The 13,417-nt window shown below is 70.9% G+C and carries 11 protein-coding genes; 1 reads left to right on the top strand and 10 read right to left on the bottom strand.

Features of this window, described 5'->3' with window-relative positions; all coding sequences use genetic code 11:
- Positions 1-20: 20 nt before the first annotated feature.
- From ABD932_RS15665 to ABD932_RS15635, 7 genes are all read right to left on the bottom strand, one after another.
- Complete coding sequence (locus tag ABD932_RS15665) at positions 21-1,046, bottom strand: sugar phosphate isomerase/epimerase family protein (RefSeq protein ID WP_345012991.1); 1,026 nt, start codon at positions 1,044-1,046, stop codon at positions 21-23.
- Positions 1,043-1,276, bottom strand: coding sequence for a hypothetical protein (locus tag ABD932_RS15660; RefSeq protein WP_425587464.1), 234 nt, complete (start codon positions 1,274-1,276; stop codon positions 1,043-1,045). The genes ABD932_RS15665 and ABD932_RS15660 overlap by 4 nt, the downstream gene beginning before the upstream one ends.
- A gap of 134 nt (positions 1,277-1,410) precedes the next feature.
- Positions 1,411-2,625 (bottom strand): inositol-3-phosphate synthase, encoded by a 1,215-nt coding sequence (locus ABD932_RS15655; protein WP_345014410.1) that lies wholly within the window; start codon positions 2,623-2,625, stop codon positions 1,411-1,413.
- A gap of 202 nt (positions 2,626-2,827) precedes the next feature.
- A complete protein-coding gene (locus ABD932_RS15650; RefSeq protein ID WP_345012989.1) occupies positions 2,828-4,225 on the bottom strand; it encodes a ThuA domain-containing protein in 1,398 nt (465 codons plus the stop codon).
- Between the two features lie 21 nt (positions 4,226-4,246).
- Complete coding sequence (locus tag ABD932_RS15645) at positions 4,247-6,739, bottom strand: PQQ-dependent sugar dehydrogenase (RefSeq protein ID WP_345012987.1); 2,493 nt, start codon at positions 6,737-6,739, stop codon at positions 4,247-4,249.
- An 82-nt stretch (positions 6,740-6,821) separates the two neighbouring features.
- The gene (locus ABD932_RS15640) at positions 6,822-7,826 is read right to left on the bottom strand and encodes a sugar phosphate isomerase/epimerase family protein (RefSeq protein WP_345012985.1); all 1,005 of its coding nucleotides are present in this window, start codon (positions 7,824-7,826) and stop codon (positions 6,822-6,824) included.
- A 15-nt stretch (positions 7,827-7,841) separates the two neighbouring features.
- Positions 7,842-8,993: a Gfo/Idh/MocA family protein gene (locus ABD932_RS15635; protein ID WP_425587481.1), complete on the bottom strand. Its 1,152-nt coding sequence runs from the start codon at positions 8,991-8,993 to the stop codon at positions 7,842-7,844.
- Between the two features lie 202 nt (positions 8,994-9,195).
- On the opposite strand from ABD932_RS15635, the gene ABD932_RS15630 reads away from it, so the two are divergent.
- Positions 9,196-9,342, top strand: coding sequence for a hypothetical protein (locus ABD932_RS15630; protein WP_345012980.1), 147 nt, complete (start codon positions 9,196-9,198; stop codon positions 9,340-9,342).
- Positions 9,343-9,741: 399 nt separating this feature from the next.
- Here ABD932_RS15630 and ABD932_RS15625 read toward each other — a convergent pair whose 3' ends face one another.
- Genes ABD932_RS15625 through ABD932_RS15615 form a run of 3 tightly spaced genes read right to left on the bottom strand, consistent with a single transcriptional unit; the run spans position 9,742 to position 13,357 of the window.
- The gene (locus ABD932_RS15625) at positions 9,742-10,800 is read right to left on the bottom strand and encodes a substrate-binding domain-containing protein (protein WP_345012978.1); all 1,059 of its coding nucleotides are present in this window, start codon (positions 10,798-10,800) and stop codon (positions 9,742-9,744) included.
- Between the two features lie 17 nt (positions 10,801-10,817).
- A complete protein-coding gene (locus ABD932_RS15620) occupies positions 10,818-11,837 on the bottom strand; it encodes an ABC transporter permease (protein ID WP_345012976.1) in 1,020 nt (339 codons plus the stop codon).
- Positions 11,834-13,357 carry a sugar ABC transporter ATP-binding protein gene (locus ABD932_RS15615; protein ID WP_345012974.1) on the bottom strand — a complete coding sequence of 508 codons (1,524 nt, stop codon included), beginning with the start codon at positions 13,355-13,357 and terminating at the stop codon, positions 11,834-11,836. The genes ABD932_RS15620 and ABD932_RS15615 overlap by 4 nt, the downstream gene beginning before the upstream one ends.
- Positions 13,358-13,417: the final 60 nt, after the last annotated feature.

Genomic DNA, 13,417 nt, shown 5'->3' with positions numbered 1-13,417 from the left:
CGGGCGGGTGCGGGGGTGGGTCATGAGGTGCTCCCTTCAGGGGTGGCGGAGGGATCGCCGTGGGGTCGCACGAGTGCGGGTGATCCGGTGGCCGTGGCTTCGGCACGGCGGAGGAACGGGAGGGAGAGTTCGGCGAAGTGGGGGCCCGCGTGGGAGTGGCGGGGCAGTTCGACGACGGTCAGGCCCTGGTAGCCGGTGGCGGAGAGGGCGGCGAGTACGGGTGGGAAGTCGATCTCGCCGTCGCCGAAGGGGAGGTGTTCATGGACGCCGCGGCGCATGTCCTCGATCTGGACGTGGCGCAGCCAGGGAGCGGCGGCGCGTACGCAGTCGGCGGGAGAGAGGGGTTCGAGGCACTGGCAGTGGCCGATGTCGAGGGTGAGGCCGAGGTGTTCCGGTTCGCCGAGCGCGCGGCGGAGTCGGTGGAAGTCGGCGAGGGAGGCGAGGAGGTGGCCCGGTTCGGGTTCGACGGCGAGGGGGGCGCCGGCGGTGGTGGCGGCGTCCAGGACCGGAGCGAGGGCGTCGGCCAGGCGGTGCCAGGCCGTGTCCGGGTCCGTTCCCGGCGGGGTGATCCCGCTGAAGCAGTGGACGGCGTGGGCGCCGAGGTCGGAGGCGACCCGGACGGCACGGATCAGCAGGTCGACGCGGCGGGCACGGTCGTCCGGGTCGGGGTCCAGCAGGGAGGGGCCGTGCTTGCGACGCGGGTCGAGCACATAGCGGGCGCCGGTCTCCACGGTGACGTCCAGACCGAGCGTGCCCAGCCGCTGCGCGAGGCGGCGGGTGCGGGCGGCGAGGTCGGGGGCCAGTGGATCGAGGTGCATGTGGTCGAGGGTCAGGCCGACACCGGCGTATCCGAGGTCGGCGAGCAGGGTCAGGGCGTCGTCGAGACGGAGGTCGGCGAGGCCGTTGGTGCCGTAGCCGAAGCGGAGGGGGGTGACGGTGTGCTCGTGGGAGAGGGTGATGGCGTCCTCGGGGCTGGTGCTGTGCGGAGCACCGCCGGAACCTCGTGCCTCGGTGGGCCGCGTCGGGACGGACGTCGTGTGGCTCATGTGACGCTCACCTGCCTTCCGAACCGTTGGCCCAGCGGGGCGAGACCCGCGACGAACAAGCAGACGAACGAGGAGTTGGGACGCGCGGCGGTCGCGGCGGCGCCTGCCAGGGCGTCGTCGGGGACGGTGAACAGGGCGGGGAGGCGCAGGAGTTCGGCCCAGGCCAGGGATCGGCGGCGCAGGTTCCGTGCCGCGGTCGGGCGGGCCGCGTCGGCACTACCCGGCGGCATCCGTGGCACCAGGGCCGACGTGGCCACGGCCGCCGCCGAGCGCGCGCCCTCATCCCTGCCGACCTCCGTTCCCCCCAACCCCTCATCGGGCCGCCCATCGCCCGACCAAGACGAGCACCGCTCCCCGCGCCCCCTCACCACTGCTCCTCGGAACGGTCGCCGCCCCGGCGCCCACCAACGCGCCCCGGACGGTCGTCCAGCGGCCGGGCATCCGCTCCCCGCAACCGCTCCGCGAACCGTCCCAGTGCCGCGTACTGCTCCCCCAGTGCCGACGGCCCGTCCCCCACCGGATCCTTGAAGAAGAAGCCCAGCTCACCCAGCGGTCCGGACAGGCCGGACTCGTGGGCGCGTGCCGTCAGGCGTGCCAGGTCGAGCACGAGCGGTGCTGCCAGGGACGAGTCGCAGCCCTGCCAAATGGTCTGGAGGATCATGCGGGTGCCGAGGAAGCCGTCGAAGGCGATGTGGTCCCAGGCGGTCTTCCAGTCACCGAGGGCGGGGACGTCGTCGATGTGGACCTCGCCCTCGGGAGGTGTGCCGAGGGTGTCCGTCAGGACCCTCTCCTTGCCCGCGTTCTTCGCCGCCGCGGCGGCCGGGTCGGCAAGGGCGGCGCCGTCGCCGCCGCCGAGCAGGTTCGTGCCGGACCAAGCACGGACCGCCAACGCCCGTTGGCTGAACATCGGGCCCAGGACCGAGCGGAGAAGTGTCTGCCCCGTCTTGCCGTCGCGGCCTGCGAACGGCAGATCGGTCGACGTCAGCAGGGGCGCGAGGGCCGGGTGGTTCAGGCCCGTCGAGGGCGTGAAGTTGACGTAGGGGCAGCCGGCGCGGAGCGCTGCCGCCGCGTACAGCGAACTCGGGGGCAGGGCGGCCCCGATGGGCGCGGGCTCGGTGAGCGCGGGCTCGGTGGAGGCCACGTTCACCACGACCGCCCGAGTGAGGCCACATCGCCGTTTGAAGTCCTGGATGTCCGAGGCGAAGGCGGCGATCAGGTCCTCCGCGTCGCGCGTGTCCCCGGGGAGCGGACCGCCGGGCCTGATCTCCCGGTCCGCGGCGGCGAGTTCGGTCCGTGTCGCCGCGGGCAGTCCCGGGGGCAGGACGCCGCCTGCCGCAAGGGCCTCCGCCCGTTTGGGCAGGGGGCAGTCGACCGTGTCGTGGCCGCCGAAGACGAGGGACGACAGCGCGGGCAGGCCGCTGTCCGCGAACATCGGCGTCTCGGTGACCAGGCCCGTCGGAGGGTGCAGGCCCGCGGTGACGGCCGCGCACCCGGCGACGACGGTCGTGGCGACGGAGCCACGCGCCCCGATCAGCCAGACGCCGACGCGTGATGCGGACGGGGAAACGGACCCGGACATGGCAGCCTCCTTGTCGAGCGCGTCGTATGTGAGCCCCAGCGGCTTGGCCCCTGGCTCTGTGAGCTCCATGGGCCAGGCTCCTGGCTCTGTGAGCCTCATGGGCGACCCCTGGCTCTGTGAGCCCCATGGGCCGGGCCCCTCGGCGAGGCCCGGTGGGGTGAAGACGGCGAGCGGGAGTCCGGCGTCCCCCGCCCGCCGTCGCTCAGTCGCCCTGCGAAGCCGCGGCTCCGTGCGAAGCCATGGCTCCGGAGGACTTCGCGGACTTCACGGGCAGTTCCTTGATCCGGATGTCCCGGAAGGACACCTCGTCGTCGGCGCCGTGGTTCTGGATGCCGATGTGTCCGTCGATGAGGCTCCGGGCCGGGTCGGTGTTGGTGAAGTCGTTGATCTTCACGCCGTTGAGATAGACGCGGAGGCGTTCGCCCTCCACGCGGATCTCGTACGTGTTCCACTCCCCCGGCGGGTTCAGCGCACGGTCGCGCTTCTTCAGGTCGGCGGACTTGAAGCCGTAGACGGCACCGGTGGTGCGGTCGGCGGCGTCGGTCGCGTCGATCTGGATCTCGTAACCGTTGTTGACGGCCGACCACGGGTCGTCCGAGGGCGGGAAGCCCACGAACACACCGGAGTTGTCGTCGCCGGCCATCCTCCAGTCGAGCTTCAGGGAGTACGCCCCGAAGCCCGGTCCGGCGTACCAGAGCATCCCCATGCCGCCGGTCGACGTGAGCGTGCCGTCGTCGGACAGGGCGAAGGAGCCCGGGCCCGCCTGTCGCCAGTCGTCCAGCGAGGCCTGCGTGCCGTCGAAGAGTGCGCCGTAGCCGTTCTCCGGGCGGCAGTCGGCCTGGGCGTCGCCGATGGCCCAGCGGATTCCGCCCAGCAGGTGCTGACGGAACTGGGGTTCGGAGTAGGACTCCTTGGTGTGGCCGCCCCCGGTGTAGAAGGCGCGGCCGCCCTGGTAGTTCTGGCACCAGGCGATCGGATGGTCGCCGTTCATGGTGCCGCCGGTGTACGAGGACTCGTCGAGGGACGCGAGGACATGTGCCCTCTCCCGGGGATTCGAGCGGTAGTTGTACCACTCGTCCGTCCGGTTCCACGTCTGCGCCAGACCCGATGTCGCGGGGTGGGCGTGGTCCTCGACGTCGACCGTCGCCGGCTGGATCGCCGGGTGCGACTGGAAGTAGGCGCCGGCCAGGCCGCCGTAGAACTCCCAGTCGTACTCGGTGTCGGCGGCCGCGTGGACGCCGACATACGCGCCGCCGCCCCGGATGTAGCCCTCGAAGGCCCTCTGCTGGGCGGCATCCAGGACGTCTCCGGTCGTCGACAGGAACACGACCGCGGCATAGCGGCGCAGGTTGCCGGCGGTGAAGGCCGTGGCGTCCTCCGTCGCGTCGACCGTGAAGCCGCCGGTCTCGCCGAGCTGTTTCACCGCGGCGACGCCGTCGGGGATGGAGTCGTGACGGAAGCCCGCCGTCTTGGAGAAGACCAGCACCCGCTTGCCGTCGTCACCGGGTCGCGGCGGCTGTGACGCCGCCGGTCCCGAGACGCAGCCGAGGAGTACGGCCGCTCCCACAACTGCCGTTGTCAGTCGACCTGTTGGACGCATACGCATCCTCCGTTCCTCCTCTCAGCCCGTAGTGAAGGTGAAGTCGTCCACGTCGAACAAGGCGCCCGAACCGCTGCCCTTGAAGACGAGGTGGAGCGTGGTCGTGCCCCTCGGCGCGCGGGACAGGTCGGCGGTGACGTCCTGGAAGGTCTCCCAGCCGCCGGTCACCGGCACGGTCGCCTTGCCGAGCAGGGTGCCCGTCGAGGACCCGGCACGGACCTCGATGGTGCCGCCCGCGCCTCCGGAGGAGATCCGGGCGGTGATCTTCTTGGCGTTGCCCAGGGCGTACGGCGTGAAGGAGATCCAGTCGCCGTTGTTGATGTCGCCGACCGTCCGGCCGCCGTGTGCGGTGGCCTTGGTGATGATCGAGACGCCGGAGCCGTTGCCGAAGTGCTCGGCCTGGCGATGCCTGGGCTGGACGACGTTCTGGTCGTGCGTGGTGAGCGGGGCCTGGCCGCCGCCTCCGCCGTCGGTGTACTCGGCGTCCATGACCCCGAAGATGTTGGCGTCCTCGTCGTGACCGCCGTCGGCGCTGGTCTGGATCGTGCCGGTGCAGCCGTTCGCCGAGGTCACCGGGTGGCCGTGGCTGTCGTGGCCGAGGATGAAGGTGACCTTGACCTTGGAGCAGTCGATAATCCGGTCCTCGGGGTCGGTGACCTTCACCTTGAACGGGATCGCGTCGCCGAAGCTGAACAGCTGCCCGTCCTGCGGCAGTTCCAGCGTCACCTTGGGCGCGGTGTTGCCGACCACGATCTGCACGCTCGCGCTGCCGGTGCGGCCGGAGGCATCCTTGGCGGTCAGGGTCGCGGTGTAGGTGCCGTTCTTCTTGTAGCGGTACGACGGGTTCGCCGCGGTCGACCTGCCGCCGTCGCCGAAGTCCCAGCTGTACGTCAGGGCGTCGCCGTCCTGGTCGGTCGTGCCCTCGGACGAGAACTGCACCCTCAGCGGCGCCGTCCCGGAAGTCCTGCTCGCCGCGGCCTGCGCCACGGGCGAGTGGCCGTCGGTGGCGTTCTCGATGCGGTACAGGGCCGAGTGCTCGTCACCGCCGAACCAGGAGACGCCGTAGTCGAGGACGTACAACGCACCGTCCGGGCCGAAGGCCATGTCCATGATCTGGGTGCCGGTCCAGGGAACGTTGTTGATCGACTGCACGGTCCCGGCGTCGTCGCTCACGATCCGCTTGATCCAGCGGCGGCCGAACTCCCCGGCGAAGAAGTTCCCGTCGTAGGCCTCGGGGAACTTGACCGGCGAGTCGAGCGAGGCGTCGTAGCGGTAGACCGGGCCGCCCATCGGGGACTCGGAGCCGGTGCCGAACTCGGGCACGGATCCGCCGTCGTACGGGATCCAGGCGGCCTGAGCCGGGGGAAGGTCGGTCAGGCCGGTGTTGTTCGGCGAGGTGTTCTTCGGTGCGGCGCAGTCGAAGGCCGCGCCGGACTGGCCGGTCGCGAAGTCGTAGTCGACGTAGGCGTCGTTGTCACCGGTGCAGTACGGCCACCCGTAGTTGCCGGGGCCGGTGACACGGGCGAACTCGACCTGCCCGGCCGGTCCGCGCGCCGGGTCGGCGGCGCCGGCGTCGGGGCCGTAGTCGCCGACGTAGAGGATCCCGGTCTCCTTGTCGACACTGAAGCGGAACGGGTTGCGGAAGCCCATCGCGTAGATCTCGGGGCGCGTCTTGTCGGTGCCCGGCGCGAAGAGGTTGCCGTCGGGGATCGCGTACGAACCGTCGGCGTTCACCTTGATGCGCAGGATCTTGCCGCGCAGGTCGTTGGTGTTGCCGGAGGAACGCTGGGCGTCGAAGGCCGGGTTGCGGTTCGAGCGCTCGTCGATCGGGGTGAAGCCGTCCGACTGGAACGGATTGGTGTCGTCGCCCGTTGAGAGATACAGGTTGCCCGCCGCGTCGAAGTCGATGTCACCGCCGACATGGCAGCACAGGCCGCGGGAAGCCGGGATGTCCAGGATCTTCGTCTCGCTGGCTGCATCCAGCGTGCCGTCGGTCTTCAGGACGAAGCGGGAGAGGCGGTTGACTCCGTCGAAGGGAGCGAAGTCGGCTGCCGTTCCGGTCTCGGGGGCGTCACCGGCAGGTGTGTCGAGCGGGGGTGCGTAGTAGAGGTAGATGAAGCGGTTCTCGGCGAATGCGGGGTCGACGCCGATGCCTTGCAGGCCTTCCTCGTCGTGGGTGTACACGTCGAGCTTGCCCGCGAGCTTGGTGTTGCCGGCCGCGTCGGTCAGACGCAGCTCGCCGTCCCGTGAGGTGTGCAGGACCGAGCGGTCCGGGAGGACGGCGAGCGACATGGGCTCGCCGACCTCCGGTTCGCCCTTGGCGAGGGTGACCTGCTGGAAGTCCTCGGCGGCCGCGGCTTCCTGGTCGGCTCCGGCTGCGCCGGCCGGGGGTGCGGTGAACGTGAGGGTTGCGCCTGCCAACAGCGCGCCGCTGAACAGCGCGACTGCCTTGCGGAAGGGCAGGCGTCGTCTGTGGGTCTCGATTCTGTCGGTGTCCTGGGTTTTCCGGTGCACGGGTGCCTCCAGAAGGGGCCGGTTGTACGTGCGGGTGCGGTACGCCGGGATGCGCCGTCACCCCGGAACTCATGGAGCGGTCCTAGTCGTTGCCGCCGAACGCCGCGTCGAACGAGGCCGACGGCGGCTCGAAGTCGTACGCCTTGAGACGGGTCAGCGCCTCGGGGGCGCCCTGGAGCCGGTCCATGCCGGCGTCCTCCCACTCGACGGAGATCGGGCCCTGGTAGTCGATGGAGCGCAGCATGCGGAAGACGTCCTCCCAGGGGACGTCGCCGTGCCCCGCCGACACGAAGTCCCAGCCCCGGCGCGGGTCGCCCCAGGGCAGGTGGGAGCCGAGACGGCCGTTGCGGCCGTCGAGTCGCTTGCGGGCCTCCTTGCAGTCGACGTGGTAGATGCGGTCGCGGAAGTCCCAGAGGAAGCCGACCGGGTCGAGGTCCTGCCACACGAAGTGGGAGGGGTCGAAGTTCAGGCCGAAGGCGGGACGGCCCCCGACGGCTTCCAGGGCACGCCAGGTCGTCCAGTAGTCGTAGGCGATCTCACTGGGATGGACCTCGTGCGCGAACCGCACGCCCTCCTCGTCGAAGACGTCCAGGATGGGGTTCCAGCGGGACGCGAAGTCGTCGTAGCCGCGCTCGATCATCGACTCGGGGGCGGGCGGGAACATGGCGACCAGGTGCCAGATGGCGGAGCCGGTGAAGCCGATCACCGTGTCGACGCCGAAGGCGGCCGCGGCCCGCGCGGTGTCCTTCATACGGGCCGCGGCGCGCCGGCGGACCCCCTCCGCCTCTCCGTCGCCCCACACCTCGCCCGGCAGGATGGCCTGGTGGCGTTCGTCGATGATGGCGTCGCAGACCGCCTGGCCGACCAGATGGTTGGAGATCGCCCAGCACTTGAGGCCGTACTTGTCGAGCAGGGCCTTCCGGGAGTCGATGTACGACGCATCGGCGAGGGCTTTGTCGACCTCGAAGTGATCGCCCCAGCAGGCGAGTTCGAGCCCGTCGTAGCCGAAGTCACGGGCGAGCCGGCAGACCTCCTCCAGCGGCAGGTCGGCCCACTGGCCGGTGAACAGCGTGAACGTACGCGGCATCGCGCGTCAGCCTCCTCAGACCGCTATGGGGGTGTAGACGGAGTTCTTCTCGGCGCTCTCCTCCACCGCCGCGAGCACGCGCTGCACCTGCAGCCCGTCGGCGAAGGAGGGTTCGGGCCGGCGGCCCTCCGCGATGGCGTGGACCAGGTCGCGGGCCTGGTGGACGAAGGTGTGCTCGTAGCCGAGGCCGTGACCCGGCGGCCACCAGGCGTCCAGGTAGGGGTGGTCGGGTTCGGTGACGAGGATGCGGCGGAAGCCGGCATGCGTGCCCGGTTCCGTGCCGTCGTGGTAGGCGAGCTCGTTGAGCCGCTCCAGGTCGAAGGCGATCGAGCCGTCCGAGCCGTTGAGTTCGATGCGCAGGGAGTTCTTGCGGCCGGTGGCGTAGCGGGTGGCCTCGAAGGAGGCGAGGGCGCCGGAGGGGAAGCGGCCGGTGAACAGGGCGGCGTCATCGACGGTGACCTGTCCGGTGGCGCCCTCGGCCGCCGCCGCGGACAAACCCTTCACGGCCCCGCCGGGCAGCGGGCGTTCCTTCACGAAGGTCTCCGTCAGGGCGGACACCCCGGTGAGCCGCTCCCCCGCCAGGTACTGGGCGAGGTCGACGATGTGCGCGCCCAGGTCGCCGAGCGCGCCCGAGCCGGCCAGCTCCTTGCGCAGCCGCCAGGTGAGCGGGAACTCGGGGTTCACGAGCCAGTCCTGAAGGTACGTCACCCGCACATGGCGCAGGCTGCCGAGTCGGCCCTCGGCGACCATGGTGCGGGCCAGCGCGGTGGCGGGCACCCGGCGGTAGTTGAAGCCCACCATCACCAACTGGCCACGCCGGTACGCCTCTTCGGCCGCCTCCGTCATCGCCTCGGCCTCCTCGACGCTGTTCGCGAGGGGCTTCTCGCACAGGACGTGCTTGCCTGCGGCCAGCGCCGCGAGCGCGATCTCGGCATGGCTGTCGCCAGGGGTGCAGATGTCGACGAGGTCGATGTCGTCCCGTTCGATCAGCGCACGCCAGTCGGTCTCGGCCGCCGCCCAGCCGTGCCGGTCGGCCGCCGCACGCACGGCGGTGGCATCCCGCCCGCAGATCGCGGCGAGTACCGGGCTGCGGGGCAGGTCGAAGACGCTGCCGACGGTGCGCCAGCCCTGGGAGTGGGCGGCGCCCATGAAGGCGTAGCCGACCATGCCGACGCGCAGCGGTGGCTTCGCGGCGGGTCCGGCCGACCGGGACACATCGGCCCTGCTCCCGACCGTGGCCGTGGCCCCGGGCACACCCGGCTCGGTGGTCATGGCCCCTGCGTCCGCCTCGGCCTCGTCGGGCTGCTGCGGCTGTCCCATGCGATGGTCCTCCTCGTCGTCGTGCCGCGGTGGGGGGTTGGGGAGCGTCTTGCGGATCTCGCCGTCCGTCGTACGGGCCTGGCTGCCGTCGTACGGACCTGGCTCCGCCGTACGGACCGGACTGCCCGTGCGGACCTGGCTCCGCCGTACGGACCGGGCTGCCCGTGCGGACCTGGCTGCCGTCCTACGGGCCTGACCGGCCGTCACACGAACCCGACCGGGGCCGTCACACGAACCTGCCCGGCCGTCGCACGACCCTGGCTGCCCGTCCCACGAACCTGCCTGTCCGTCGTCCGGACCCGGCTGTCCGACCCGCGAACCTTGCCGACGTCGCAGCCAAGGTCCACATGCGGCCACAGCCCGCGCTACGGCATCAGCCGGCCGCTGCTACGACGCCGGCCAGTGCCGGAGCCTCGCGGGACCCCGGCCCGTATGCCGGCCTCGGCCAGTCCGGCGCCCTCAGCCCGTCCGGCGACCCAAGCCGTACGACGACCTCGGCCCGCCCAGACCTACCCGCAGCCCAGTCCGGCTCGATCCACAGAACGCTCCCAGCCCTGCCCGACGGACGTCTCGGCCCCGTCGGGCAGGGTGCGCCTCACTTGAAGCCGGTGGACATGTACTGGTCGACGTTGTCCTTGTCGACGACCGCCGAGTAGAGCGTGATCGAGGCCGGGATCTCGAACTCGGCCATGCCGCTGACGCCCTTGCCCTGGCCCAGCGCACGGGCCAGGTCGATGGCGGACGCGGCCATGGTCGGCGGGTACAGGACGGTGGCCTTGAGGACGCCGTCGTCCTGCTTGATCGCCTGGAACGCGGACAGCGCGCCCGCGCCGCCGACCATCAGGAAGTCGTCGCGCCCCGCCTGCTCGATGGCCCGCAGCGCGCCCACGCCCTGGTCGTCGTCGTGGTTCCACAGGGCGTCGAACTTCGACTGGGCCTGCAGGAGTTGGGCCATCTTGGCCTGGCCGGACTCCACCGTGAACTCGGCCGCCTGGCGGGCCACCTTCTTGATGTTGGGGTAGTTCTTCAGGGCGTCGTCGAAGCCCTTGGTGCGCTGCTGGGTCAGCTCCAGGTTGTCCAGCCCGGCCAGTTCGATGACCGTGGCGTTCGACTTCCCCTTGAGCTTCTCGCCTATGTAGTGCCCGGCGTTGAGACCCATCCCGTAGTTGTCGCCGCCGATCCAACAGCGGTAGGCCTGCGGGGTGTTGAAGATCCGGTCGAGGTTGACGACCGGGATGTTCGCCCGCATCGCCTTGAGCCCGACCTGGGTGAGCGCCTTGCCGTCGGCGGGCAGCACCACCAGCACGTCGACCTTCTTGTTGATCAGCGTCTCGATCTGGCCGATCTGGGCGGCGGTGTCGTTGGAACCCTCGGTGATCTCCAATGTCACGTCGGAGTATTTCTTCGCCCGGCTCTTGGCGTTGTCGTTGATGGCGTTGAGCCAGCCGTGGTCGGCCTGCGGTCCGGCGAAGCCGATGGTGACCTGCTTGCCGGGCTTGTCCTCGGCGGCCGGCTGGTCGTTCGCGGCCGGCTCGTCCTTGGACTCGTTGCTCGTGCAACCCGTGAGGAGGGCACCGGCACCTACGGCGGCGGTCCCGAAGAGCAGCCCTCTGCGACTGGTGAAGCGACTCGTGAAATCGGTCGGCTCTGGCATGGCGGTGAACCCTTTCCTCAGGTCGTGCTCGCGGTACGGCGCTGGACCAGCACGGCGGCGACGATGATCGCGCCCTTGGCGATCTGCTGGACGTCGCTCTGCAGGTTGTTCAGGGCGAAGATGTTGGTGATCGTGGTGAAGATCAGGACGCCGAGCACGGAGCCGACGATGGTGCCGCGGCCCCCGGTGAGCAGCGTGCCGCCGATGATCGCGGCCGCGATGGCGTCGAGTTCGTAGAGGTTGCCGTTGGTGTTCTGACCGGAGCCGGACAGGATGATCAGCAGGAAGGCGGCGATGCCGCAGCACAGTCCGGACAGCAGGTAGAGGTAGAGCCGCTGGCGGCGTACGTCGATGCCGGCGAGGCGGGCCGCCTCCGCGTTTCCGCCGACGGCGACCGTGCGCCGCCCGAAGGTCGTGCGGTTCAGGACCAGCCAGCCGATGACCGTCACGACCGCGAACACCATGACCAGCGGCGGGATACCTAGGACGTATGCGTCGCGCTCGCCGAGGTCGAGTACCGAGGGGATGGTGACGATCTGCGTCTTGCCGTCGGTGATCTGGAGGGCCAGACCGCGCGCGGACGCCAGCATGGCCAGCGTGGCGATGAACGGGACCATCGCGCCGTAAGCGATCAGCATCCCGTTGACCAGGCCGCATCCCACACCGACGATCACCGCGGTGAAGAGGATGCCGGCGAAGCCGTACTCCTGGGTCGCGACCGTCGTCGCCCATACCGAGGCCAGCGCGACGATCGCGCCGACGGACAGGTCGATGCCGCCGGAGATGATCACGAAGGTCATGCCGACGGTGACGACGCCGATCACGGAGGCCTGGGTGAGGACGAGTTGGAGGTTGCGGGTGTCCAGGAACTCGTCCGGCTTGGTGATGCCGCCGATGAGGATCAGCGCGGCGAGGACGCCGAGCAGGGACAGGGTGCGCACGTCGGCGCGGGCCATCAGGCCCCGCCAGGCGGGCGGTTGACCGGCCGACGGCACCTTGTCGGTGCTGTCCCGGGGCGGGGAGGCGTGCTGCGTCATGACGCCGGGCTTCCTTCCATGACGAGGTCGAGTACGCGGTGTTCGTCGAGTTCACGGGCCGGTGCGGTGTGCACGACACGGCCCTCGCGCAGCACCAGGACGCGGTCGGCGAGGCCGAGCACTTCGGGTACTTCGCTGGAGACCAGCAGGACGGCGAGGCCTTCGTCGGCCAGGCGGCGGACCACCGCGTACAGCTCGGCGCGGGCTCCGACGTCGACGCCGCGGGTGGGTTCGTCGAGCAGCAGGACGCGGCAGCCGCGCAGCAGCCAGCGGGCCAGGACGGCCTTCTGCTGGTTGCCGCCGGAGAGGGTGCGCACCGGCGCGGACGGGTTGTCGGGGCGCAGGGACAGCTCACGCGTAGCGGCCCGCGCGGCCCGCAGTTCGGCGGCGCGGTCGATCCAGCCGCCGCGCGAGAAGCGGGACATGGACGACACCGACACATTGCGGGTGACGGACTCCAGCATCAGCAGCGCCTGAGCCTTGCGCTCCTCGGGGGCGAGGCCCAGCCCGGCGCGAACGGCGGCCCGTACGCTGCCGGGCCGCAGCGCCCGCCCGTCCACGAGGACCTGACCGGAGGTCGGCCTGCGGGCGCCGTAGATCGTCTCCAGGATCTCGGACCGCCCCGAGCCCACCAGCCCCGCGAGCCCGACGATCTCGCCGGGCCGTACGGCCAGGTCGAGGGGCTCGAACTCACCGTCCCGGGCGAGTCCCCGCACCTCCAGAAGCGGCTTCCCGGCCGCAGCCGCGTCCTTCTCCGGCCGCTCGGGGAAGACGTACTCGACGTTGCGCCCCGTCATCAGCGCCACGACCTCGCGTGTCGGCGTCGTCTTCGCCGGCAGCCCGCCCGCCACGGCCCGCCCGTCCTTCAGCACGGTCACCCGGTCGCCGATCCGGCGGATCTCCTCCAGCCGGTGCGAGATGTAGACGACGGCGACGCCGGCGGCGGTGAGGTCGCCGACGATGCGGAAGAGGTTGTCGACCTCGTCCGGGTCGAGGGCGGCGGACGGCTCGTCCATCACGATCAGCCGTACGTCGTGGGAGAGCGCCCGCGCCATGGACACGATCTGCTGCTGCGCCGCCGACAGCTCCCCGACGAGGCGGGCCGGGTCGATCTCCGGGTGCCCAAGTCGCTTGAGAAGCTGCGCGGTTGATGCGCGTGCGGCCTTTCCGCGTACGACGAAACCGGCGGCCGTGGGTTCATGGCCGAGGTGGACGTTCTCGGCCACCGACAGGTGCTCGACCAGGTCGAGTTCCTGGTAGATGGTGGCGATGCCCAGGCGCATCGCGGCGATCGGCGAGCGGAGGGTGACCGCCTCGCCGCGCCAGTGGATCGTGCCGGTGTCGGGCTGGTGGGCGCCGGCCAGGACCTTGATGAGCGTGGACTTGCCGGCGCCGTTCTGGCCGAGCAGGCAGTGCACTTCACCGGCCTGGACGTCGAGGTCGACACCGTCGAGGGCGCGGACTCCGGGGAACGACTTGGTGATGCCGGACATGCTGAGCAGCGGTGGTTCTGGTGCCATGAGGTCCCCTTGGCGGGCGTGCGGGCCGGTTTCAGGGCAGAGCAGGGCAGATCGGGCGGA

Origin of the sequence: Streptomyces shaanxiensis (assembly GCF_039537145.1) — a bacterium.
Lineage (GTDB): Bacteria > Actinomycetota > Actinomycetes > Streptomycetales > Streptomycetaceae > Streptomyces > Streptomyces shaanxiensis.
The sequence above is the reverse complement of the archived record's forward strand: the minus strand, read 5'-3'. Positions and strand labels throughout refer to the sequence as shown.